The sequence below is a fragment of the Mesorhizobium sp. ISC25 genome (genome assembly GCF_042295465.1).
In the GTDB taxonomy this organism is placed as follows: Bacteria; Pseudomonadota; Alphaproteobacteria; order Rhizobiales; family Rhizobiaceae; genus Mesorhizobium.
This window is the reverse complement of sequence record NZ_CP135441.1, coordinates 525,417-549,164: the sequence shown is the minus strand read 5'-3', so window position 1 is coordinate 549,164 and position 23,748 is coordinate 525,417. Positions and strand designations below refer to the sequence as shown.

At 65.2% G+C, this 23,748-nt stretch carries 24 protein-coding genes, 1 tRNA gene and 1 riboswitch; of the genes, 16 read left to right on the top strand and 9 right to left on the bottom strand.

The window, feature by feature from the left end:
• From nuoE to RQ479_RS02775, 5 genes are read right to left on the bottom strand one after another with little or no spacing between them, the layout of a single operon-like run.
• Positions 1-1,071, bottom strand: a complete 1,071-nt coding sequence (gene nuoE / locus RQ479_RS02795) for an NADH-quinone oxidoreductase subunit NuoE (RefSeq protein ID WP_376704030.1) — start codon at positions 1,069-1,071, stop codon at positions 1-3.
• A complete protein-coding gene (locus RQ479_RS02790; protein WP_376704029.1) occupies positions 1,072-2,262 on the bottom strand; it encodes an NADH-quinone oxidoreductase subunit D in 1,191 nt (396 codons plus the stop codon). It abuts the gene before it with no gap.
• Positions 2,263-2,865, bottom strand: a complete 603-nt coding sequence (locus tag RQ479_RS02785; RefSeq protein WP_023720748.1) for an NADH-quinone oxidoreductase subunit C — start codon at positions 2,863-2,865, stop codon at positions 2,263-2,265.
• Between the two features lie 5 nt (positions 2,866-2,870).
• Entirely contained in the window at positions 2,871-3,452 is a 582-nt protein-coding gene (locus RQ479_RS02780; RefSeq protein WP_292664697.1) for an NADH-quinone oxidoreductase subunit B family protein, read from the bottom strand.
• Positions 3,443-3,808 carry an NADH-quinone oxidoreductase subunit A gene (locus RQ479_RS02775; protein WP_023798850.1) on the bottom strand — a complete coding sequence of 122 codons (366 nt, stop codon included), beginning with the start codon at positions 3,806-3,808 and terminating at the stop codon, positions 3,443-3,445. The genes RQ479_RS02780 and RQ479_RS02775 overlap by 10 nt, the downstream gene beginning before the upstream one ends.
• A 335-nt stretch (positions 3,809-4,143) precedes the next feature.
• Here RQ479_RS02775 and RQ479_RS02770 point away from each other — a divergent pair, with 335 nt between their 5' ends.
• The 8 genes from RQ479_RS02770 (at position 4,144) to RQ479_RS02735 (ending at position 14,609) form a co-directional block, all read left to right on the top strand.
• Positions 4,144-5,343 carry a winged helix-turn-helix domain-containing protein gene (locus RQ479_RS02770; RefSeq protein ID WP_376704028.1) on the top strand — a complete coding sequence of 400 codons (1,200 nt, stop codon included), beginning with the start codon at positions 4,144-4,146 and terminating at the stop codon, positions 5,341-5,343.
• Positions 5,344-5,615: 272 nt separating this feature from the next.
• Positions 5,616-5,820, top strand: a riboswitch (cobalamin riboswitch).
• Positions 5,821-5,857: 37 nt separating this feature from the next.
• Complete coding sequence (locus RQ479_RS02765; RefSeq protein WP_376704027.1) at positions 5,858-6,292, top strand: DUF1636 family protein; 435 nt, start codon at positions 5,858-5,860, stop codon at positions 6,290-6,292.
• Positions 6,289-7,329: a cobalamin biosynthesis protein CobW gene (gene cobW / locus RQ479_RS02760; RefSeq protein ID WP_376704026.1), complete on the top strand. Its 1,041-nt coding sequence runs from the start codon at positions 6,289-6,291 to the stop codon at positions 7,327-7,329. Before RQ479_RS02765 ends, cobW begins: the two co-directional genes overlap by 4 nt.
• Before the next feature lie 18 nt (positions 7,330-7,347).
• Positions 7,348-10,986, top strand: coding sequence for a cobaltochelatase subunit CobN (locus tag RQ479_RS02755; RefSeq protein ID WP_376704025.1), 3,639 nt, complete (start codon positions 7,348-7,350; stop codon positions 10,984-10,986).
• Positions 10,983-12,449, top strand: a complete 1,467-nt coding sequence (gene cobG, locus RQ479_RS02750) for a precorrin-3B synthase (protein WP_376704024.1) — start codon at positions 10,983-10,985, stop codon at positions 12,447-12,449. The genes RQ479_RS02755 and cobG overlap by 4 nt, the downstream gene beginning before the upstream one ends.
• Entirely contained in the window at positions 12,446-13,093 is a 648-nt protein-coding gene (locus tag RQ479_RS02745) for a precorrin-8X methylmutase (protein WP_376704023.1), read from the top strand. The genes cobG and RQ479_RS02745 overlap by 4 nt, the downstream gene beginning before the upstream one ends.
• Positions 13,090-13,848, top strand: coding sequence for a precorrin-2 C(20)-methyltransferase (locus RQ479_RS02740; protein ID WP_376704022.1), 759 nt, complete (start codon positions 13,090-13,092; stop codon positions 13,846-13,848). Before RQ479_RS02745 ends, RQ479_RS02740 begins: the two co-directional genes overlap by 4 nt.
• Positions 13,845-14,609 (top strand): precorrin-3B C(17)-methyltransferase, encoded by a 765-nt coding sequence (locus RQ479_RS02735; RefSeq protein WP_376704021.1) that lies wholly within the window; start codon positions 13,845-13,847, stop codon positions 14,607-14,609. Before RQ479_RS02740 ends, RQ479_RS02735 begins: the two co-directional genes overlap by 4 nt.
• Here RQ479_RS02735 and RQ479_RS02730 read toward each other — a convergent pair.
• Positions 14,573-15,355 (bottom strand): cobalt-precorrin-6A reductase, encoded by a 783-nt coding sequence (locus tag RQ479_RS02730; RefSeq protein WP_352466880.1) that lies wholly within the window; start codon positions 15,353-15,355, stop codon positions 14,573-14,575. The genes RQ479_RS02735 and RQ479_RS02730 overlap by 37 nt on opposite strands.
• A gap of 1 nt (position 15,356) precedes the next feature.
• Between RQ479_RS02730 and cbiE the strand changes: the two genes are divergently transcribed.
• The 8 genes from cbiE to RQ479_RS02690 are packed head-to-tail and all read left to right on the top strand — an operon-like array spanning position 15,357 to position 22,354.
• The gene (gene cbiE / locus RQ479_RS02725; RefSeq protein ID WP_376704020.1) at positions 15,357-16,598 is read left to right on the top strand and encodes a precorrin-6y C5,15-methyltransferase (decarboxylating) subunit CbiE; all 1,242 of its coding nucleotides are present in this window, start codon (positions 15,357-15,359) and stop codon (positions 16,596-16,598) included.
• Entirely contained in the window at positions 16,595-16,975 is a 381-nt protein-coding gene (locus RQ479_RS02720; RefSeq protein WP_292664838.1) for a cobalamin biosynthesis protein, read from the top strand. Before cbiE ends, RQ479_RS02720 begins: the two co-directional genes overlap by 4 nt.
• Positions 16,972-17,736 carry a precorrin-4 C(11)-methyltransferase gene (cobM, locus tag RQ479_RS02715; protein WP_352466883.1) on the top strand — a complete coding sequence of 255 codons (765 nt, stop codon included), beginning with the start codon at positions 16,972-16,974 and terminating at the stop codon, positions 17,734-17,736. The genes RQ479_RS02720 and cobM overlap by 4 nt, the downstream gene beginning before the upstream one ends.
• A complete protein-coding gene (gene cobA, locus RQ479_RS02710) occupies positions 17,733-18,539 on the top strand; it encodes a uroporphyrinogen-III C-methyltransferase (protein WP_376704019.1) in 807 nt (268 codons plus the stop codon). The genes cobM and cobA overlap by 4 nt, the downstream gene beginning before the upstream one ends.
• Positions 18,536-19,849, top strand: a complete 1,314-nt coding sequence (locus tag RQ479_RS02705; RefSeq protein WP_376704018.1) for a cobyrinate a,c-diamide synthase — start codon at positions 18,536-18,538, stop codon at positions 19,847-19,849. The genes cobA and RQ479_RS02705 overlap by 4 nt, the downstream gene beginning before the upstream one ends.
• A complete protein-coding gene (locus RQ479_RS02700; protein ID WP_376704017.1) occupies positions 19,846-20,607 on the top strand; it encodes an adenosylcobinamide-GDP ribazoletransferase in 762 nt (253 codons plus the stop codon). The genes RQ479_RS02705 and RQ479_RS02700 overlap by 4 nt, the downstream gene beginning before the upstream one ends.
• 24 nt (positions 20,608-20,631) lie before the next feature.
• Positions 20,632-21,642, top strand: coding sequence for a nicotinate-nucleotide--dimethylbenzimidazole phosphoribosyltransferase (gene cobT / locus RQ479_RS02695; RefSeq protein ID WP_376704016.1), 1,011 nt, complete (start codon positions 20,632-20,634; stop codon positions 21,640-21,642).
• A 16-nt stretch (positions 21,643-21,658) separates the two neighbouring features.
• Positions 21,659-22,354 (top strand): hypothetical protein, encoded by a 696-nt coding sequence (locus RQ479_RS02690; protein WP_376704015.1) that lies wholly within the window; start codon positions 21,659-21,661, stop codon positions 22,352-22,354.
• A 141-nt stretch (positions 22,355-22,495) separates the two neighbouring features.
• Here RQ479_RS02690 and RQ479_RS02685 read toward each other — a convergent pair.
• The 3 genes from RQ479_RS02685 to RQ479_RS02675 form a co-directional block, all read right to left on the bottom strand.
• Positions 22,496-22,571 (bottom strand) — tRNA-Lys (locus tag RQ479_RS02685).
• A complete protein-coding gene (locus tag RQ479_RS02680; protein WP_376704014.1) occupies positions 22,562-22,714 on the bottom strand; it encodes a hypothetical protein in 153 nt (50 codons plus the stop codon). The genes RQ479_RS02685 and RQ479_RS02680 overlap by 10 nt, the downstream gene beginning before the upstream one ends.
• Before the next feature lie 54 nt (positions 22,715-22,768).
• Positions 22,769-23,674, bottom strand: coding sequence for a PhzF family phenazine biosynthesis protein (locus tag RQ479_RS02675; protein ID WP_376704013.1), 906 nt, complete (start codon positions 23,672-23,674; stop codon positions 22,769-22,771).
• Between the last annotated feature and the right edge of the window lie 74 nt (positions 23,675-23,748).

The following is a 23,748-nucleotide window of genomic DNA, read 5'->3' as shown; positions in this document are numbered from 1 at the left end:
TCAGACCGGCTTCTTGCCGGTCGGCCGGCTCTTGTTTCCGGGCGACAGTTTGGTCGCCTTGGCGACAGTCTTCGCCGGTTTGACCTTGGCCTCCGGCGCTTTGAAAGCAGCCGCCGGTTCGGCCTTGTTCTTGGGGCCTTTGCGCTGTTTCGAGACGTCTTCGACCTGCGGCTCGGCCTTGTTGGCATTGGCGGCCGAATGCAGAGGCGCGGCAACACTCGCCGCCTTTTCCGCCGCGGGCGCGACTTTTGTCGCCGACGGCGATTTCAGCGCCGGGCTCGTCTCGACCGCATCCGTTTTCGGCTTGCTGGCATTCGAGGGCGCAACCGGCGCCGGCGCGGCAGGAGCGGCTGGCAGGGCCGGCGCCGCGGGTGCTGCGGCGACAGCCGCCGGCGCCACTTCCTTGGCGGCCTTGGTCGCGGCCCTGGTTTCCCGGTCGCGGGTCGCCTTCAGGATCGCCTTTTCGCTCTTGAGGGTCGTCAGGCCGCTGGCCGGCTCTGAGGTGACGCGGCCGTTTTGCGGCCCTGGCGTCACCGAAGCACCCTTGCCGGAGTCATAAAGGTCGATGATCTCGGCAAGCCGCTCCGGCGTCAAATCCTCATAAGTGTCCTTGAATATCATCACCATCGGTGCGTTGACGCAGGCGCCGAGGCACTCGACCTCCTCCCACGACAGCGTGCCCTTGTCGTTGGTGTGGAACTGGTCGTGATGGATCTTCGAGCGGCACACATCCATCAGCGCTTCCGAGCCGCGCAGCATGCAGGGCGTGGTACCGCAGACTTGAATATGGGCGCGCGTGCCGACCGGGTTTAGCTGGTATTGCGTATAGAAGGTGGCGACTTCCAGCCCGCGAATATAGGGCATGCCGAGTATGTCGGAGATCGTCTCGATCGCCGCCTTGGTCACCCAGCCTTCCTGCTCCTGCGCCAGCATCAGCAAGGGGATGATCGCGGATTGCTCGCGACCTTTCGGATATTTCTTAATCCACTGCTTCGCCGCTGCCGCATTCGCCCGGTTGAAGGCGAAGGAGGCTGGCTGGAGGCTGGCTTCTGCGAGACGGCGGACTGACATTTAGCGATCGACCTCACCAAACACGATGTCGAGGGAGCCGAGAACGGCGGTGACGTCGGCCAACATGTGGCCGCGGCACAAAAAGTCCATGGCTTGCAGATGCGCGAAGCCGGGCGCGCGCAGCTTGCAGCGATAGGGCTTGTTGGTGCCGTCGGAGACGAGATAGACGCCGAACTCACCCTTCGGCGCCTCGACGGCTGCATAGACCTCGCCGGCCGGCACGCGATAGCCTTCGGTGTAGAGCTTGAAGTGATGGATCAGCGCTTCCATCGAGCGCTTCATCGCCGCGCGCTTCGGCGGCACCACCTTGCCGTCGAGATTAGACACCGGCCCGCTGCCCTCCTTGCCGAGCAAAAGCTCGACGCACTGGCGCATGATTTTCGCCGACTGCCGCATCTCTTCCATGCGCACCAGATAACGGTCGAAACAGTCGCCGTTCTTGCCGATCGGAATGTCGAAATCCAGCTCGGCGTAGCATTCGTAAGGCTGCGATTTACGCAGATCCCACGGCGCACCCGAGCCGCGCACCATGACGCCGGAAAAGCCCCAGGCCCAGGCGTCCGCCAGGGAGACGGTGGCAATGTCGACATTGCGCTGCTTGAAGATACGGTTGCCGGTCAAAAGCGCGTCGAGATCGTCGACCGATTTCAGGAACGGGTCGATCCACTTGCCGATGTCCTCGATCAGCTTCTGCGGCAGGTCCTGATGGACGCCGCCCGGCCGGAAATAGGCCGCGTGCATGCGCGAGCCAGAGGCGCGCTCGTAAAACACCATCAGCTTTTCGCGCTCGACAAAGCCCCACAGCGGCGGCGTCAGCGCGCCGACATCCATCGCCTGCGTCGTCACATTGAGGATGTGCGACATGATGCGGCCGATCTCGGAGTAGAGAACTCGAATAAGCTGCCCGCGCTTCGGCACCTCGATACCGAGCAGCCGCTCCGCGGCAAGTGCGAAGGCATGCTCCTGGTTCATCGGCGCGCAATAGTCGAGCCGGTCGAGATAGGGCACGGCCTGCAGATAAGTCTTGTGCTCGATCAGCTTTTCCGTGCCGCGATGCAACAGTCCGATATGCGGATCGACGCGATCGACGACTTCGCCGTCGAGCTCGAGCACAAGGCGCAAAACACCATGCGCCGCAGGGTGTTGCGGGCCAAAATTAATGTTGAAATTGCGGACGGAGGTTTCAGCCATTCACTGTTTTGCCTTCTCGTCCCCCGGCAGCACGTAGTCCGTACCTTCCCACGGAGACAGAAAATCGAAATTGCGGAATTCCTGTTTCAATTCCACCGGCTCGTAGATGACGCGCTTGGCTTCGTCGTCGTAGCGCACCTCGACGAAGCCGGTCAGCGGAAAATCCTTGCGCAGCGGGTGGCCCTCGAAGCCGTAGTCGGTCAGGATCCGCCGCAGATCCGGATGGCCTGAAAACAGCACGCCATAGAGGTCGTAGGTCTCGCGCTCGAACCAGTCCGCGCCGGGATATATGCCGGTGATCGACGGCACCAGCGTCTCTTCGTCGGCCTGGACCTTGATGCGGATGCGGATATTCTGCCTCGGCGACAGCAAATGATAGACGACGTCGAAGCGCTTTGCCCGCGACGGATAATCGGCGCCGCAGACGTCGATGATCGAGATGAACTGGCATTTCGGGTCGTCGCGCAGGAAGGTCACCACCTCGATCAGGTCGCGCGGCTCGACCGAGATGGTGAGTTCGCCATAGGCGAGCACCGCCTCGCCGATCCGGCCGGTCAGCTTCTCGCCGAGATAGGTCGAGAGATCGTTCAACGCCTGGGTCATGCCGCTCACCGTTCGATCGTGCCGGTGCGGCGGATCTTCTTCTGCAGCAGAAGGATGCCGTAGAGCAGCGCTTCGGCGCTCGGCGGGCAACCAGGCACGTAGATGTCGACCGGCACAATGCGGTCGCAGCCGCGCACCACCGAATAGGAATAATGATAATAACCGCCGCCATTGGCACAGGAGCCCATCGAGATGACGTAACGCGGCTCCGGCATCTGGTCGTAGACCTTGCGCAGCGCCGGCGCCATCTTGTTGGTCAGCGTGCCGGCAACGATCATGATGTCGGACTGACGCGGAGACGCGCGCGGCGCGACACCGAACCTCTCCGAGTCGTAGCGCGGCATCGAGGTATGGATCATCTCGACGGCGCAGCAGGCGAGACCGAAGGTCATGAACATCAGCGAGCCGCTGCGCGCCCAGGTGATCAGCGCCTCGGTCGAGGTGACCAGAAAGCCCTTGTCGGCGAGCTCGTTGTTGATCTCCAGGAAGAATGGATCGTCCTCCCCCACCGGCCTGCCGGTGTTGGGGTCGATGAGACCCTTGGGCTTCGGCGCGACGAGCGTGCCGGAATTGTCGCTCAATCCCATTCCAGCGCTCCTTTCTTCCATTCATAGGCAAAGCCGATGGTCAGCACCGCCAAAAACACCATCATCGACCAGAAACCGAGCATGCCGATCTGGCTGAACGACACCGCCCAAGGAAACAGGAAGGCCACCTCCAGGTCGAAGATGATGAACAGGATCGACACCAGGTAGAAGCGGATGTCGAACTTCATGCGGGCGTCGTCGAACGAGTTGAAGCCGCACTCATAGGCCGAAAGCTTTTCCGGATCGGGGTTGCGGTAGGCCACCAGGAAGGGTGCGGCAAGCAGCGCCAGGCCGACAACCAGCGCCACGCCGATAAACAGGACGATGGGCAGGTACGAACTCAACAATGCGTTCATGCTGCAGCTTTCCGTTGGCGGCCAATCCACTCTGATTACAGCACCGGACCCACTTGCGGAAGCGTGACAGTTTAACCACTGAACCGTTTTAGGGGGCTCTATGCTGCAACGCGGCGAGGGTTAGCGCAGCGCTTTCGGCGAAGCAAGTCAAACCTTGTTCAAAACACGGTGCTGGACGGCATATGCGGATAAACTGGTCCGATCCGCTCCTGTTTGATTTCCTTCACTTTTCACTCCACTTTTCTCTCCTGACATGGATGCCGCCAAAACCCTGCTAGCATGGCGCGGAATCGCAGGTTCTCTGCTCTGTCCAACATCATCAGGATACCGCCTTGATGAAGGAAAAAATCTCGCTTCGCATGGCCCGCCGCATCGCGCTGGCGGCACAGGGATTCAATGACCCCCGCCCCGCCGGTACGCCCGACCGCAGGCATCTGGCCCGCGTGCTTGCTCGCACCGGCCTGCTGCAGATCGATTCCGTCAGCGCCGTGGTGCGCGCCCATTATATGCCGCTCTATTCGCGGCTTGGCCCCTACAAGCTTGCGCTGCTCGACGATGCCGCCGTAACGCGCAAGCGCATAGTCTTTGAATATTGGGCGCACGAAGCCTCCTTCCTGCCGGTCGAGAGCTGGCCGCTGCTTCGCTGGCGCATGCAGCGCGCCGAGCGCGGCGACGAGATGTATCTGGGGCTGGCGAAATGGGGCCGCGAGCACCCCGCCTATATCGAGGAGATCTATCGCCAGGTCGTCGATCACGGCCCGATCGCCGCTTCAGCCCTCGAAGGCCAAAAGGGCAATGGTGGCTGGTGGGGCTGGAGCCATGCCAAGCATGCCTTCGAATGGCTGTTCTGGGCCGGCCGCATCACCACAGCGCACCGCCGCGGCTTCGAGCGGTTCTACGACCTGCCGGAGCGCGTGCTGCCGCCGGCGGTACTCGCTCTACCGATTCCCTGCCCCGAGGATGCGCACCGCGAATTGCTGCGTATCTCCGCCCGCGCCCACGGCGTCGCCACGGCAGGCGATCTGCGCGACTATTTCCGCCTCTCGCCCGCCGATATCAAGGGTCGCATCGAGGAGCTGGTCGAGGCTGGCGAGCTGTTGCCGGTGAGCGTCGAAGGCTGGAGCAAAGCAGCCTATCTCCACAAGGACGCCCGTTTGCCGCGCAGGATCGAGGCGCGCGCCTTGCTCGCGCCGTTCGATCCTGTCGTCTTCGAGCGGTCGCGCACCGAGCGGTTGTTCGACTTCCACTACCGCATCGAGATCTACACGCCGGCCGAAAAGCGCCGGTATGGCTATTATGTGCTGCCGTTCCTGCTCGGCGACAGCATCGTCGCGCGCGTCGACCTCAGGGCAGACCGTCCGGCCGGCGTGCTGCGGGTCCACGCCGCCTATGCAGAGCCCGGCGCCCCGCCACAAACCGCTGCCGAACTCTTCGAGGAATTGAAGCTGATGCAGGGATGGCTCGGGCTGGAACAGATTGAAGTCACGCCTGCGGGGGATTTGGGCCATGCGCTGGCGGATGTCGCGGTTTCGTAAGGGATTGCCGATGTCGGCGCTGCCCCTCATCCGCCTACCGGCACCTTCTCCCCGTATAGTGACGGGGAGAAGGCAAGCTGCCGCAACCTGGGCGCTCAGCTTTGCAACGCTGTAGATTAGCGAAATCCCAAGGAAGTCGTCCTTTCTCCCCGTCACTATACGGGGAGAAATGCCCGGCAGGGCAATGAGGGGCAGCGCCGACATCGAAAATTGCTCTGAAGTGTTTCCCTCGCCGTGTCGGAACCATGCGTTGACACGACTGCCTCCACAAGCCTAAATCCGTTCCAGACGGTCCCCTGCCCGCAACGGCAAGGGCCAAGAGGGAATGCGGTGCGAAATCTCGATTTCAAATCCGCGGCTGTCCCCGCAACTGTAAGCGATGAGCCTCGGCCGAAAACCACTGGGATATTCCCGGGAAGGCGGCACCCAGGCGATGACCCGCGAGCCAGGAGACCTGCCGTCTAGGACATAAGAATCCGATCGCCTGGCGGGTTTTCCGGGCAAGGAGCCTGATTTGGAACGCGACAGCAGTTTTCCAGCTGAGACAGCGGATTTATTGTCCGGCCATGGTGATTCCCCGGCCGACGTCACTGTCATCGTCTGCTCGTCCTGCCGTGACGAGACCGGTTCGGACGCCCATCCCCGCGCCGGCGAACTGCTCGCCGAGGACACGCGCCGCGCCGTTGCCGGCGAAAACGTCAAAATCCGCACCGTCGAATGCCTCGGCAATTGCAAGCGCCGGCTCAGCGCGGCCATGCTGCGCGACGGCTGCTGGAGCTACGTCTTCGGTGACCTGACTGCGACCAGCGGCGCCGATCTCGTGACCGGCGCAAAGCTGTTCGCCACCTCGACGGATGGGCTCATTCCATGGCGCGGCCGTCCCGATTGCCTGAAGCGCGGCCTGGTTGCCCGCATCCCTCCCCTTGACCTTTTGAAGGACCTGATATGACCGCTGCCTCCCTTTCGCGCGTTCCCTGCACCGTCGTCACCGGCTTTCTCGGCGCCGGCAAGACGACGCTGATCCGCCATTTGCTCGAAAACGCCAAAGGCAAGCGGCTGGCCATCATCGTCAACGAGTTCGGCGACATCGGCATCGACGGCGAGATCCTGAAGGGCTGCGGCATCGACACTTGCCCCGAGGAAAACATCGTCGAACTGGCCAATGGCTGCATCTGCTGCACCGTCGCCGACGATTTCGTCCCGGCGCTCGACCAGATCCTGTCGCTGACGCCGAGGGTCGACCATATCCTGATCGAGACGTCCGGGCTGGCTTTGCCCAAGCCGCTGGTCCAGGCCTTCCAGTGGCCGTCGGTGAAAAGCCGCGTGACGGTGGACGGCGTCATCGCCGTGGTCGACGGACCGGCGCTGGCTGATGGCCGCGTCGCCAACGACATGGATGCCCTGCAGGCGCAGCGCGCACAGGACGAGACGCTCGACCACGACGATCCGGTCGAGGAAGTATTCGAGGACCAGCTCGCTTGCGCCGACCTGATCATCCTGTCGAAGAGCGACCTGCTGGACGCAGCCGGCTCGGCCCGTGCCAATGCCGTCATCGGCAAGCATGTTGCGCGCGCGGTGAAGATCGTGCCGACTTCGCAAGGCAAGGTCGATCCGTCGGTGCTGCTCGGCCTCGGGCTTGCCGTCGAGGACGACATCGAGAACCGCAAGACCCATCACGACGACGAGCTCGACCACGAACATGACGACTTTGACTCGTTCGTCATCGACATCGCGTCGGTGTCCAACCCGGACGAGCTGGCACAACGCGTCGCCACGGCGGCGGAGGAGGAAAATGTGTTGCGCGTCAAGGGCTTCGTCGAGGTCGGCGGCAAGCCGATGCGGCTCCTGCTGCAGGCCGTCGGTCCGCGCGTCAACCACTATTACGACCGCGCCTGGACAGCCGAGGACGATCGCCGCTCGCGCCTCGTCGTCATTGGCTTGAAGGGGCTGAACCGCCCGGCGATCGAACGTATCCTCGCCGGCTGAGGCAAAGCACAAACCGCGATGCACATCCTCACCACCACATCCGCCTCGCTCGATGATCTCGCCGAGCCTGTCGATCTCAGGCAAACGCCTGCGGATGTCGTGGCCCTGTCCTTCACCGACAGCGACCTGGCCGGGCTGGCGGCGGCGTGGAACGCGGATGCGGCCCGCCTGCCGTCGATGCGGCTCGCCGCCTTGCGCGACCTGCGCCATCCGATGTCCGTCGATCTCTGGATCGACAGCGTTGCCCGCCACGCCAAGGTCATTCTGGTCCGCATCCTCGGCGGCTACGACTGGTGGCGCTATGGCTGCGACCAGCTTGCCTCGACTGCCCGGGCACGCGGCATAAAACTGGCGCTGCTGCCCGGCGAGAGCCACGACGAGGATTTGCGACTGATCGAAGGCTCAACGCTGCCGCGCGAGGAGTTGGACGGCCTGCTTGGCTATTTCCGCGAGGGCGGGCCGGCAAATATGACGGCGCTGATGCAGAGGCTGGCAAGTCTCGCCGGATCGGGTGTGGCGGTCGCGGAACCGGTCAGCGTGCCAAAGGCGGGATTTTACGAGCCGGGACGCGGTGTCGTCCCCCTCCCCCTTGAGGGGAGGGTCCGGCCGCAGGCCGGGGGTGGGGTCCTCTCTGAAGCGCGCCGACAGAAAAAAACGTCGAGCACTGCCGCGACGACCCCACCCGGCCCTTCGGGCCACCCTCCCCTCGAGGGGGAGGGAGACGTCGTGCCAATCCTGTTCTACCGCTCGATGCTGCTCGCCGCCGACGTGGCGCCCATCGATGCGCTTTTCGAAGCGCTGAGCGCGCGCGGCATAGCGCCGGTCCCTATCTTCGTCTCCAGCCTCAAGGACCCGGCGTCGCTCGCCTTTGTCGAAACCGCGCTTGCAACCCTGAAGCCTGCCGCCATCATCACTGCCACAGCTTTCGCCTCGGGTGCCGAGCCCGGCGTCGAAACCCTGTTCGACCGCGCCGGCGTGCCGGTGTTCCAGGTCATCGTTGCGACCACCCGCCGCGACATCTGGCAAACCAATCAGCGCGGCCTGGCGCCCGCCGACCTTGCCATGCATATCGTCCTGCCCGAGCTCGACGGCCGCATCCTGGCCGGCGCCATTTCCTTCAAGGGCGAAAGCGAAACCGATCCCGCATTGGCCTTCCGCGCCTTCGCCAACCGGCCTGAGCCCGACCGCGTCGCGCAGGTCGCGAACCGTGTCGAGGCCTTCGTGCGCCTGCAGCGGACGCCGCGTGCGGAGCGCAAGCTCGCCATCCTGATCCCCGACTATCCGAGCGCTCCGGGCCGCACCGGCTATGCCGTTGGCCTCGACGTGCCGTCCAGTGTGCTGGCGATGCTGCATGACCTCAGCGAACAAGGCTACGCCGTTGAAGGGATTCCGCAAACGCCGCGTAAGTTGCTGGAGGTGCTGGAGCGTGGAGGTGAAGGGTTGGGGTTTGAGGACCATCTCGAGTACTCGGCGGAATTGCCTGCTGAAGCGATAGCTGCCGTGACGGCCGCATGGGGGAATGCGGCAGATGAGACAAGTTTGTGCGAGGCACCCCCCTCTGTCCTGCCGGACATCTACCCCTCAAGGGGGGAGATCGGCGGTTTCGCCGCCGGCTCTCCCTTAACGCCCTCGGTAATTGGCGAAAGCAGAGACAACAGCGCAATCTCCCCCCTTGAGGGGGAGATGTCCGGCAGGACAGAGGGGGGTGTTCAAGCGCCTGCCGCCGCAAAATTCCCCTTCCGCGCAGCCACCTTCGGCAACATCACCGTGGCACTCGCCCCCGATCGCGGGCGCGCAGTCAACCGCCGCGCCGACTACCATGACCCGATGCTGCCGCCGCGCCATGCGCTGGTCGCCTTTGGCCTCTGGCTGCGCAAGTCGCTCGGCATCCATGCAATTGTCCATGTCGGCGCCCACGGCACGCTGGAATGGCTGCCCGGCAAGACCGTCGCGCTCAGCGAAAACTGCTTTCCCGAAATTGTCACCGGCGCCCTGCCCGTCATTTATCCGTTCATCGTCTCCAACCCCGGCGAGGCAGCGCAGGCCAAGCGGCGCATTGCCGCCGTCACGCTTGGCCATCTGCCGCCGCCGCTGACCGGCGCCGGGCTTGACGAAAACCAGCACAGGCTTGAACGACTGGTCGACGAATATGCCCAGGCCGACGGGCTCGACCGCCGCCGCCGCGACCGCCTGGCAAAGCTGATCGTCGAGACGGCGGAAAAGACCGGCCTCGCCTCAGAGGCCGGCGTCGCCAGGACCGACGCAGCCGACGAGGCCTTGCGCCGCATCGACGCCTGGCTCTGCGATCTCAAGGATTTCGCCATCAAGGACGGCCTGCATATTTATGGCCGCTCGCCTGAGGGCGAGGCTGATCCGCTACGGCGGCAAAGCGCGGCAGCTGAAAAAACCGCACTGCTTGCCGCCCTCGACGGCCGGCATGTCGCTGCCGGTCCAGCCGGTGCGCCGGCACGGGGTCGGCGCGATGTGCTGCCAACCGGCCGCAATCTGTTCACCGCCGACCCACGCACCATGCCGACGCCGACATCCTATGATCTGGGCAAGGTGGCAGCGGAAGAAGTCGTCCGCAGCTACATGCAATCGCATGGCGACTGGCCGCGCTCGCTGGTCATCGACCTCTGGGGCTCGGCCTCGCTGCGCACCGGCGGCGAGGAGATCGCGCAAGGCCTGGCGCTGATGGGCTGCCGGCCGCAATGGGATTCCGCCACCAGCCGCATCACCGGCATCGAGGTGCTGCCGCCGGCAACGCTCGGCCGCCCGCGCGTCGACGTCACCTGGCGCGTATCAGGCCTGTTCCGCGACATGTTCCCGACCCAGATCGCGCTGATCGATGCCGCGGCCAACGCGGTCGCCGCCCGCGACGAGGACGATTCGGAAAACCCGCTTGCGGCCAGGACGCGTGCAGACGGGAAGATCAGTCCGCGCATTTTCGGCACCTCACCCGGGACCTACGGCGCCGGTGTCGAGGATTTGTTGTCGAGCGGCGACTGGGCCGTGCGCGAAGAGATCGGCCGCGCCTATCTCGCCGCCACCTCGCACGCCTATGGCGGCTCCGAGGGCGAAGGCATTTCGGCGCCCGGCGCTTTTGAGGGCCGCATCGCTGAGGCCGACCTTCTGGTTCATACCGGCGACGACCCCGGCCGCGACATCCTCGAAGGCTCGGCCGACGTCGCCTTTATCGGCGGCTTTTCGGCAGCGCTTGCCGCGCTCGGCAAAAACGCCGACGTGATCGTGCTCGACACCACGGACCCGCAAAAGCCGAAGCCGCGCTCGGTTGGCGAGGCCGTATCCCGGGTCGTGCGGGCGCGCGCCGTCAATCCCCGCTTCATTGCCGGCCAGATGCGCCACGGGCCGCGCGGTGCTTCGGAATTCGCCGAGACAGTTGATCGGCTTGTCGGCTTCGCCGAGACTACCCATGCCATATCTGGCACGCTGATCGAGGCCGTGCACGACGCCTATCTCGGCGACCCCGTGGTCCGCGCCTTCATTCTGCGCGAAAACCCTTCAGCCGCAAAAGTCATCGCCGAGCGTTTTCTCTCGGCCCGGCGGCGCGGTCTCTGGCATCCGCTGCGCAATTCGATCGATGACGATCTCGCCGCACTGATTGCCGAAGCGCAAGCTCTGGGAGTGGCGGCATGAACGCTTTCTCCCGACGCGGCGCCTGCCCCGCTTTATCGGCACCGATGCAAACCGGCGACGGGCTGCTGGTGCGGCTCAATCCGGTCGCTGGAGGACTGTTGCCGAAGTCGTTGATCGGACTCTGCGAATCCGCCTTGCGCCATGGCAACGGCATCATGGAAGTGACCGCTCGCGGCAGCTTGCAGATACGCGGCCTGACGCCCGAAAGCGCCCGGCTGCTGGCGATGGAGGTCGATGCGCTGGGTATTGCGGTGCGCACCGGCGTGCCGGTAGAGACCGGGCCACTGGCCGGGCTCGACCCGGAGGAGATAGCCGACCCGCGCCCGATGGCGGAGCGGATTCGGGCGGCGATCGAGGAAGCAGGCCTTCCGCCGCGCCTTGGCCCGAAGGTTTCGGTGATTATTGATGGTGGCGGACGGCTGCCCATGGATGCGGTTACGGCCGATGTCAGGCTGGCTGCGATGCGGACCGGTGCGCGAACGCAGTGGCAGGTGGCTGTCGCCGGCGACGGTCAGACTGCGATGCTACTCGCTATGGCCGAGGAAGATGCGGCCCGTGACATCGCCGTCGCCATTCTCAGGATGATTGCCGAAAAGGGCCGCGATGCTCATGCACGGGATTTGACGGAGAGACAGCTGAGATCTCTGGCCAGCTGGCGCGTTTTACCCCCCTCTGTCCTGCCGGACATCTCCCCCTCAAGGGGGGAGATCGGCGGTTTCGTCGTTGGCTCTTCCTCCGCAGCGTCGGAGATTGCCGAAAATAGAGATCAGAGCGCAATCTCCCCCCTTGAGGGGGAGATGTCCGGCAGGACAGAGGGGCGCGCGACGGATCGCCAGCCAATCGGAGTTTTTAACCTAGCCACCACCGGAACCGCCCTCGGCATCGGCCTCCCCTTCGGCAGCACGCCAGCGCAAAAGCTCATCGACCTGACGCAAGAGGCCCTCACCCTCGGCGCCGCCGAAATCCGCCTGGCGCCGGGTCGCGCGCTGCTTTTTCTCGGCCTCTCCCAAGCCGCATGTCTTTCATTCCAGAAAACCGCCGCAACCGTCGGCTTCGTCACCGACGCAGCCGATCCGCGCACCAGGATCGCCGCCTGCCCCGGCGCACCCGCCTGCGCCTCCGGCTGGATCGCCACCCGCGACATCGCCGAGATCATCGCTACAGAAAACCGCGACATCCTCGATTCCTCGCTGACGCTGCACATCTCCGGCTGCGCCAAGGGCTGCGCCCGTCCCGGCCCGGCGGCGCTGACCCTGGTCGGCGGCGAAAACGGAGCCGGACTTGTCGTGGACGGGACGGCAAAGGCATTGCCCGCCGGATACAGGCCGGGCTACGACGCTGCGCACGGCATTGGCCGCATTGCAGCGGCGATCCGCAGCGCACGACATCCCGGCGAAACTGCTGCCGCTTGCCTGGCAAGGCTCGGCGCGGCCGGCATCACCGAAATCTACCGACAGGAATGAGCATGCCCGCCCAGAACGCCTACGACTACATCCATGATGGCACGGCGATCTACGTGCGCTCCTTCGCCATTATCCGCGCCGAGGCCGACCTGACCCGCTTTTCCGATGCCGAGGCCGACGTCGCTATCCGCATGATCCACGCCTGCGGCCAGGTCGAGGCTGCGCGGCACTTCGTTTTCTCGAGCGATTTCGTCGCCGCCGCGCGCACGGCGTTGGGGGCCGGCGCGCCGATCTTCTGCGACGCGCAGATGGTCTCGCATGGCGTCACGCGCGCCCGGCTTCCGGCCGGCAACGAGGTAATCTGTACGCTGCGCGATCCGCGGACTGCCGACATCGCGAAAAAGATCGGCAACACCCGCTCGGCCGCGGCGATCGACCTGTGGGGCGAGCGTATGGCCGGTTCGGTCGTCGCCATCGGCAATGCGCCGACAGCCCTTTTCTATCTGCTGGAAAAGCTGCGCGATGGCGCGCCGAAGCCGGCGGCGATTATCGGCATGCCGGTCGGGTTTGTCGGCGCCGCCGAATCGAAGGATGCGCTGGCCGAAAATTCCTATGGCGTACCTTACGCCATCGTGCGCGGCCGGCTGGGCGGCAGCGCCATGACCGCCGCCGCCCTCAATGCGTTGGCGAGGCCAGGCCTATGAATGCGATCGCAAAAGGTCGGCTGGTCGGCGTCGGCACCGGTCCCGGCGACCCGGAACTTTTGACCCTGAAGGCGGTGCGCGCGCTGGCCCAGGCCGAAGTCGTTGCGCATTTCGCCAAGCGCGGCAACAACAGCAATGCGCGCGCCATTGTCGGCGCGCATTTTCGCCCTGATCTGATCGAACTGCCGCTGCTCTATCCAGTGACGACCGAGATCGACAAGGACCACAGCGATTACCGGTCGCAGATAACGGATTTCTACGAGCAGTCGGCCGAAAAGGTTGCCGAGCACCTCAGCGCCGGCAGGATGGTTGCGGTGCTCTCGGAGGGCGACCCGCTTTTCTACGGCTCCTATATGCATCTGCATGTCAGGCTGGCGCACCGCTTTCCGACCGAAGTCATTCCCGGCGTCACCGCCATGTCCGGCTGCTGGTCGGCGACCGGCCTGCCGATCGTCCAGGGCGACGACGTGCTGACGGTGCTGCCCGGCACGATGAGCGAATTCGAGCTGACGCGCCGCCTCGCCGACACCGATGCCGCGGTGATCATGAAGGTCGGCCGCAACCTGCCCAAGATCAGGCGCGCGCTGGAGGCAACCGACAAGCTGGCGCGGGCAATCTATGTCGAGCGCGGCACCATGCCGGGCGGTGTCTCGATGCGGCTTGCCGACAAAAAGGACGACCAGGCGCCCTATTTCGCCATCGTGCTGGTGGCCGGCTGGTCGGGGCGGCCAAATGCATTGAGAGCCGAAGCGTGAGCGGCCGCCTGACCGTCATCGGCCTGGGGCCAGGCAACGCCGACCAGGTGACGCCGGAAGCAAGCCGCGCCGTTGCCGAGGCGAAATTCTTCTACGGCTATAAGCCTTATCTTGACCGGCTCGACCTGCGCGCGGACCAGATTCGCGTCGCTTCCGACAATCGCGAGGAACTCGCGCGCTCCAGGGACGCGCTGATGAAGGCTGCGGAGGGCCACGATGTCGCCGTCGTATCGGGCGGCGATCCCGGCGTCTTCGCCATGGCGGCAGCCGTCTGCGAGGCGATAGAGGCGGGCCCGCCCGAATGGCGCGCGGTCGACATCGCCATCGTGCCTGGCATCACCGCCATGCTCGCCGTCGCCGCCCGCATTGGCGCGCCGCTCGGCCATGATTTCTGCGCCATCTCGCTGTCCGACAATCTGAAGCCGTGGGATTTGATCGAGCTGCGCCTGCTGGCGGCAGCCGGCGCCGGCTTCGTCATCGCGCTCTATAACCCGATCAGCAAGGCGCGCCCATGGCAGCTAGGCCGCGCCTTCGAATGCCTTGCTGCGATCCTGCCCGGCACCACACCGGTGATCTTCGGCCGCGCCGCCGGCCGTCCCGACGAGCGCATCGAGGTTTTTCTATTGGCCGACGCCGATGCCGCGAAGGCCGACATGGCAACCTGCATCATCATCGGCTCGCCGGAAACCAGGATCATCAAGCGGGGTGACAAGGCTGCCCTGGTTTACACGCCGCGTTCGGCAGCGGGCCCAACAACATGACCGACCAGAAAATGATCGACCATCGCGGCAAGAGATTCGATGGTCTCGGCCGACATAACGTCCGGCAACGCCGGCCTGCGGATCATGACCACCTTGATTCCCAGCGCTCGCGCCGCCGCGACCTTGCCGTAGGTCGCCTCGCCGCCGCTGTTTTTGGAAACAACGACATCGATGCCACGGCTTTCGAGCAGCGCGCGCTCATCGACCTCATGAAACGGCCCGCGCGCCAAGAGATAGGTCGCGTCGGGCACAGCGAGCCTGGGCTCGACCGGGTCGACACTGCGGATGAGATAATGATGCTGGGGAGCGGCCTCGAAGGCAGCGACCTCCTGCCGCCCGAGCGCCAGGAACACGCGGCGCGGCACCGATCCCAGAGCCGTCACCGCGCTGGCAACACTATCGACCAACATCCAGTGGTCACCTTCGGCTGGATCCCAGCCCGGACGCCTGAGCGCAACGATAGGCACGCCGGTCATGCGCGCCGCTTCCGCGGCATTGGCGGAGATTTGTGCCGCATAGGGATGCGTGGCGTCGATCAGCAGGTCGATCGGGTCCTGGCGGAGATACGCCGCCAGCCCGCCGGCACCGCCGAAGCCGCCGACCCGCACCGGTACCCCCTGCGCGACCGGATTTTGGGTGCGGCCGGCCAGCGACAGCATGACCGAAATATCCGCGCGCGCGGCCAGCTTTCCGGCCAGTTGCCGGGCTTCGGTGGTTCCGCCGAGGATCAGAATGCGGTGGGTCATCATGCCTGCTGAAGCTCCGCGCGGCGTCAAGCTCACCTTCAAGTGGCTCACGATCATCGGCATCGGCGAGGACGGTGTAGCGGGTCTCGGCGACGAGGCCAAGCGGTTGATCGCGGAGGCCGAATTCGTTTTCGGCGGCAAGCGCCACCTTGCCCTCGTCGCGTCGCTCGCCAAAGGCGAAGCCCGCGTCTGGCCGACCCCTTTCGATGCCGAGATGCGCGACGTGCTGGCGCTCTCCGGCAGGCGCGTCTGCGTGCTGCCCTCTGGCGATCCCTTCTACCACGGTGTCGGCGTCACCCTCGCCCGCAAGGTCGCGGCGGAGGATATGCGGGTGATCCCCGCACCCTCGGCCTTCTCACTGGCCGCCTCACGCCTGGGCTGGGCGCTGCAGGACGTCGAGACCATTTCGCTGCATGGTCGCTCGCTCGACCTGATCCGGCCGTTGCTGCATCCTTGCACCCGCATTCTCGCGCTGACCTCGGACAGCGATGCGCCAACAGCGATTGCCCGTCTTATGACCGAGCTCGGCTTCGGCGCTTCGCGGCTGACCGTTCTGGAGGCGCTCGGCGGCCCGAACGAACGGCTGCGCTCGGCGAGCGCCGGCACCTTCGACCTCGCAAAGATCAATCCCCTCAACGTGCTCGCGATCGAAGTTGAATCGACTTCGCAAGCACGCATCCTGCCGCTGACAGCGGGACTTGCCGATCATTTGTTCGAGCATGACGGCCAGATCACCAAGCGCGAAGTGCGCGCGGTCACCCTGTCCGCTCTCGCGCCAAGACGCGGCGAACTGCTGTGGGACATCGGTGCCGGATCGGGCTCCATCGGTATCGAATGGATGCTGGCCCATCGTTCCATGCGCGCGATCGCCGTTGAGGCCGATCCGGCCCGCGCCGCGCGCATCCAACGCAACGCCGCGGCCTGCGGCGTTCCCGGTCTCGCCGTCGTCGAAGGTTCGGCGCCGCAAGCTCTTGCCGGACTGGAAACGCCGGCCGCGATCTTCATCGGCGGGGGCGGCAGCGATGCCGGAGTGCTGGAAAGAGCCCTCGATGCCTTGCCTGTCGGCGGCCGCCTCGTCGCCAACGCGGTGACGCTGGAGATGGAGGCGCTGCTGCTTTCCCGTCAGACTGCGTTCGGCGGCGAGCTCACCCGCATCGCGGTATCCCGTGCTTCGCCGGTCGGTTCGATGCAGGCGTGGCGGCCAGCTATGCCGGTCACCCAATGGAGCTGGGTCAGGCCATGATGGTCGCGGGTATCGGCAGCCGCAAAGGCGTCAGCGCGCGCGACGTGCTTGCTGCGGTAGAAACCGCCCTGGAAGCGCACGGGCTTGCCCTGCCCGCGCTTTCGGCCCTCGCGACCGCGTCTCTCAAGCAGGATGAAGCGGCAATCTTCGCCGCCGGACGCGAACTCCGCCTTCCGGTAATCGTTGTCGAGCAGGCCGAACTCAAAGCTGCGTCTACGACTAGCCACTCCGACCTATCGCAGGAGCATGCCGGCACGCCGTCGGTTTCCGAAGCCTCGGCGCTTGCCGCCGCCGGCAAAGGCGCAAAACTGCTCGGGCCGCGCACCGTGCTCGGTGCAGTCACCTGCGCCATCGCCATCAGCGGAGATGCGGCATGACCGTCCATTTCATCGGCGCCGGTCCAGGTGCTGCCGACCTGATCACCTTGCGCGGCAGCCGCCTGCTCAGCAGTTGTCCTGTCTGCCTCTATGCCGGATCGATCGTCGCGCCGGAGCTGTTGCAGCACTGCGCGCCCGGAACGCGGTTGATCGATACGGCGCCGATGTCGCTCGACGAGATCGAGGCCGAATATCTGGCCGCCCACGCGGCCGGCCACGATGTCGCCCGCCTGCATTCCGGCGATCTTTCGGTCTGGAGCGCCGTTGCCGAGCAGATCCGCCGGTTGGAAAAGCACGGCATCCCTTACACGCTGACGCCGGGCGTGCCGTCTTTCGCCGCCGCGGCCGCCGCCCTGCGCCGCGAGCTGACCATTCCGGAAGTCGCGCAAAGCCTGGTGCTGACACGCATCTCCGGCCGCGCCTCGAAAATGCCGCCCGGCGAAACGCTGGCCGGCTTCGGCCGCACCGGCGCCACGCTCGCCATCCACCTCGCCATCCATGCCGTCGATCGCGTCGTCGCCGAGCTGACGCCGCATTACGGCGCCGACTGCCCGGTTGCGGTCGTCTTCCGCGCCTCCTGGCCGGACGAACGCGTGCTGACCGGCACGCTGGCGACAATTGAAGCGCAACTGGCCGCCGATCCGATGGAGCGCACGGCAATCATCTTCGTCGGCCGCTCGCTGGCAGCGGAGGGCTTTGGCGAAAGTTCACTGTACGACGCGCACTACCAGCGGCGCTTTCGCGGACGGGACGGATTGTGAGCGGCAGCAACAGAAACACTACGGTCGAGCAGGCGCTCACCCGGCTCAACTTCAAGCCGCGCCAGCTGGAGCCCGGGCATGTCTGGCTGGCCGGTGCAGGCCCCGGCGATCCTGGCTGCCTGACGCTGGAAGTGCTGGCCGCCCTCGGACAGTGCGACGCGCTGGTTTATGACGCGCTGGTCTCGCCGGAAGTCGTCGCCGTCGCCGAGGGCGCGCAACTGTTCTATGCCGGCAAGCGCGGCGGCAAGCCCTCGATGAAGCAGGACGACATCACCGCTTTGCTGGTCCGGCTGGCGCGCGAGGGCCGGCGCGTCGTCAGGCTGAAGGGCGGCGACCCCTATATATTCGGGCGTGGCGGCGAAGAGGCGCTGGCGCTGGCCGGGGAAACTATCCCGTTCCGCATCCTGCCCGGCCTGACGTCCGGCCTCAGCGCGCTGGCCGCGACCGGTATTCCCGGCACCATGCGCGGCATCAACAAGGCGCTGATCCTGGCAACCGGTCATGCCGCCGGCACCGATGACGATCTCGACTGGGCGGCAATCGCCCGCACCGGCCAGCCGGTGGTCATCTACATGGGCATGGCCAATCTGCCGCTGATCGCCGCCTCGCTGCTTGAGGGCGGGCTGGCGCCTTCGACGCCCGCCGCGGTTATCGTTGCCGCAACGACGCCGCAGGAGCGCATCGTCGTCGCCACGCTCGCTACGATTGCCGAAGAAACGGCGGCAGCCGGTCTGACCTCGCCGGCGCTGATCGTCGTCGGCGGCATCGTCGGGATGCGCGCGGCACTGGCGGGTGAGCCATGACGCGCGCCATCATCATCGGCGCGCCACGCTCGGGCTCGGGCAAGACCAGCGTCATCATCGGCATTTTGCGCGCGCTCGCCCGGCGCGGGCTGAAAGTGCGCGGTGCCAAATCCGGCCCGGACTATATCGATCCCGGCTTTCACACCGCCGCCACCGGTTTGTCCGGCATCAATCTCGACAGCTGGGCAATGCCGCCCGCCCTGCTCAACGCGCTGGCCGGCGAAGCGACCGAAGATGCCGATTTTATCTTCCTCGAAAGCGCCATGGGCCTGTTCGACGGCATTCCGGCTGCTCCAGGCCGTTCCGGCTCGGCTGCCGACCTTGCCCGGCTCTACGGCCTGCCGGTGCTGTTGGTGCTCGACGTTTCCGGCCAGTCGACCACGGCAGCGGCCGTCGCCAAAGGTTTTGCCACCTACGATTCGGATGTACGCATGGCGGGGATCGTGCTCAACCGGCTGGGCAGCGAGCGCCACCGCCGGCTTTGTGGCGATGCCATCGAGGCACTCGGCCTGCCTGTCGTCGGCGCCATCCTGCGCGATCCCTCGCTCAACCTGCCCGAGCGCCATCTCGGCCTCGTCCAGGCCGGCGAATATGAGAATCTGATGGCGCATCTCGACCGGCTGGCCGACATGGTCGAGCGCTCGCTCGACCTCGACGCCATCATGGCGCTGGCGGCGCCATTCACGCCCGCGCCGGGCAATTTCGACGACGCGCTGCCGCCGCCCGGCCAGCGCATAGCATTGGCCGAGGACGCCGCCTTCACCTTCCTCTATCCGCATGTGGCCATGCATTGGCGCAAGGCCGGCGCCGAGATCGTTCCGTTCTCGCCGCTCGCCGATGAGGCGCCTGGCGACGATAGCGATGTCTGTTGGCTGCCCGGCGGCTATCCCGAGCTTCATGCCGGCCGCCTCGCGGCCGCGGCGAATTTCAGGGCCGGCATGGCGAGGTTCGCCGCCACGCGTCCGGTGCATGGCGAGTGCGGCGGCTTCATGGTCCTCGGCGAGGCGCTCGAGGACGCGTCGGGCGAGACCCACCGGATGCTCGGCCTGCTCGGTCATTCGACCAGCTTCGCCAAGCGCAAGATGAATCTCGGCTACCGCGAGGCGCGGCTGCGTTCCGGGTGTCCGCTCGGCAGCCAAGGCACGCTGATCCGCGGCCACGAATTCCACTACGCGCAGATGATTGCGACCGGCAATGACGAGCCGCTGGCCGACCTCGCCGACGGACAAGGCAATCCGCTCGGCGCCTCTGGCTACTGGCGCGAAAATGTCAGCGGCACCTTCTTCCATGCCATTGCGAGGGGCGCATGAAGGCGTCGCAACAGCAAATTCTCGAAGACATCGCGCTTTGCCTCGTCTTCTTCACCCGGCTGCCGCTGCCGAGGGCCGACTTCCGTGGCCGCAGCTTTGCCGCTGCGATCTGGGCGGCACCGGTCGCCGGTCTCGCCGTCGCTCTGGCCGGTGCGCTGGTGTACGCCGTCGGGACGAGGCTCGGCCTTGCCGAGGGTCCTGCTGCGGCATTGACCCTTGCCGCAATCTTGCTTGCCACCGGCTGCCTGCATGAAGACGGGCTTTCGGACCTCACGGACGGCTTTGGCGGCGGCAAGACGCGCGACAGGAAATTGGAGATCATGCGCGACAGCCGCATCGGTCCCTACGGCGCCTGCGCGCTCGGCATCTCGCTGCTGATCCGCTGGAGCGTGCTCTCTGGATTCGCCGGCCCGGCTCATGTCCTTTGGGCCCTCATTGCCGCGCAAGCGGCTTCGCGCGGCCTGCTCGGCGCCTTCATGCACCTGCTGCCACCGGCCCGCGCCGACGGCCTCTCGGTTGATGCAGGCACAGTCACGGCCGAAACCGCTATAGCCGGTGCTGTGCTCGGTGCGGCCGCGCTGCTAGCGCTTGGGTTCGGCGCCGCCGTTTTCGCCCTCATCCTGCTTGCGCTTTTATTTACCGCATTCCGCGCGCTGTGCCTCAACCAGATCGGCGGCCAGACCGGCGACACCGTCGGCGCCCTGCAGCAGCTGGGCGAGATCGCAATCCTGCTTGTCGCTTCTGTTTCCCTTTCCTGACTCTGTTTCGGAGATTTCGTCCCCATGCCTTTCAAATCGTTCGATGAACTGCGCGCCGCCTGCCTCGACCTGCCCAGTGGCAGCGATGCCGCCGCCAATGCCGTCGCCCGCCGCCAGGACACGCTGACCAAGCCGCAAGGCAGTCTCGGCCGGCTGGAGACAATAGCCGCCTGGCTGGCGCGCTGGCAGGGCCGCGACATGCCAAAGCTCGACCGCGTCAAGGTCTTCGTCTTTGCCGGCAACCACGGCGTCACCGCGCAAGGCGTGTCGGCCTTCCCCTCGGAGGTCACCGTGCAGATGGTCGCGAATTTCGCCGGCGGCGGCGCCGCCATCAACCAGCTTGCCCGCATCGCCGGCGCCGAACTCGACGTCATCCCGCTCGACCTCGACCGTCCGACCGGCGATTTCACGCAAGAAGTGTCGATGGACGACGAGGCCTTCCTCGCCGCCGTCTCGGCCGGCTACGACGCGATCAGCAGGGATCTCGACCTTGTCTGCTTCGGCGAAATGGGTATCGGCAACACCACGCCGGCGGCAGCCATCTCGACCGCGCTGTTCGGCGGCGGCGCGGAACCATGGACAGGGCGCGGCACCGGCGTCGACGATGCCGGCCTCGTGCGCAAGATCGTCGCCATCGAGGCCGGCCTGAAGCGCCACGCCCCGGCGCTGGCCGACCCCCTGAAGATAGCGGCAGCCCTCGGCGGGCGCGAGCTTGCGGCGATCTTGGGCGCAACACTGGCGGCGCGCCATCTCGGCGTGCCGGTGCTGCTCGACGGCTTCGTCTGCACCGCCGCCGCGGCACCATTGGCGAGATTGCATCCGGCCGGCCTCGCGCACACACTGGCAGCCCATGTCTCGGCCGAATCGGGCCATCGCCGCCTGTTGGAGGCGCTCGGCCTGCCGCCCCTGCTCGATCTCGGCATGCGTCTCGGCGAAGGCTCCGGCGCCTGCCTGGCGGTCAACATGGTCCGCTCGGCATTGGAGTGCCATGCCCGCATGGCAAGTTTTGCCGAGGCTGGGGTTTCGGAGAAGTAAGGACCAGACGGCTGCGATGAATGAACCGCCATATCCTTTTCGTGACCCGAAGCAGGGCATTCGCGAAGTCTATGCGCGAATTGTCCGCGATTTCGATCGGAAGGCTGGGGCCTTTGCCGGGCTCACATACAGTCCACCATGGATGTTGGCCACGGAGGATTGGGCTGAACGATCAGGCCATTCGGTCGAGGACCTATGCGAGATGATTTCTCAAAAGCGGATTTCCTACTTTTCCAAGGAACCCGCGGATCCAGAAACCGTCCGGATTTTTGAGGATTTTCGCAACGCGGCTGAGGAGTGGAGAGAAGAGACCGGCTACGCTGATCTGCCCACGCGCCTCACCCCCGAGATGAGAAAATTTACGAATTACAAGGAGTTAAAAGCACACACGTGGAGACTGTGGAGTTCCATGGGGCTGGATAGATCGTCACACGATTATTTTCTTCGTGACCTCAGCTTTAGGGGCACGATAGAAGATGCTTTTGGCCACGAGGTTCTAGTCGTGATGAAACTAAAGCTTGGATATGGTGGGCCGATCCGGCTGGATTCTTTCCTTACTACGCAGACGATGAGCCTACATCCTTTGGACTGGGCGGTCTCTCGGGCGAGGCGCTATTCCATGCACTTCGACTGCCCAGGCATCCGGAACTCGAATGGATCGCCGGCAAAAGCAAGACAAGCTTCGATGCCGTTGACGGCGTCTTGGCCATAACGCGAGCAATCCTGACCTATCTGAGGCCCACTATCCAGTAGTCGGGCGAGTCGACTAGCCGCTTGCCGACATGTGCAACGGGCAAAACGCTGTCTCGCGCCGCGGCTCGCTAAGGTCTTTCCACCAAATCCTGGAGATTTTTGGTGGGTGCGCACAGGATTGAACTGTGGACCCGCTGATTAAGAGTCAGCTGCTCTACCAACTGAGCTACGCACCCACTCGGCCGGCAAAACCGGCGTTGGCGGGCATATAGCCGCCGATATCCGCCATGTCCAGCCCTGCCGGATTCATTTCCCGACAAATCGCTCGGAGCATGATCCCGAAAAGCGGAATCCGGTTTTCGGAAAAGATCATGATCATGCAAAAACTTAGAGCCCATCCCGATTCCATCGGGATGGAACAGGCTCCAAGTGGTCAGATTAACAACTTACCTTCAGCCACCTTGACCGCATGGCCGCCGATGCGGGCGGCTGTCAGTTTGCCACCTTCGACATTCAGTTCGAGGCGAATGCGCGAAGGCCGGCCCATCTCCAGCCCCTGCTCGATCCACAATTGTGAAACGCCGTCGGTCGGGCCGTCGAAATGCATGATCGCGCCGGCGAAGGCGGCCGCCGCCGAACCGGTCGCCGGGTCTTCGTAGGACGGATTGCCGGGCACCATCATGCGGACATGGAAGGCGCTGTCGTGATGCACCGTCTCGCGGCAATAGACATAGGGGCTGGCGAAGGCCCAATCGCTCTTGCGTGGTGCGAGCTCCGACCACGCCTGGTTGTCCAGCCTGATCCGGGCGGCCGCCTCCAGATTGGCGACGGGGATGGCCACGTAGGGCACGCCCGCGGACCAGAACGAAACGCGGTGGTTCTCGAACCCGATCTCATGCGGTCCGAGGCCAAGTGCGGCGCCGATCGCCTCGGGATCGGCCGACAATTCCAGTTGCTCCGGCAGTTTCGCCAGGTCGAACTCGGCGAAGGTCGAACCATCGTGCTTGCTGACAGCGCAGCGCACCGGGCCGATATTCTCCTCCAGCACGAAGATGCCGGCGGCCTCTCCCGCCAATTCGGCGAGCGCTATCGCCGAGCCGACGGTTGGGTGGCCGGCGAACGGCATTTCATAGTCGGGCGTGAAGATACGGATGCGGGCGCGGTGCTTCGGGTTGTCCGGCGGCAGCACGAAGACGGTTTCGGACAGGTTGAACTCGCGCGCCACCGCCTGCATCGCCGCGACGTCCAGCCCGTCGCAGTCGAGCACCACGGCCAGCGGATTGCCGGCCAGCCGGTTGGTGGTGAATACGTCGTAAAGCAAGTAATTCCGCGGCTGCATCTCAGTAAGTCCTCTGCCTCATTCCCAACATGAGCGAAATTTAATTTGAATTTTGAACCATAAGGCCTGATTTG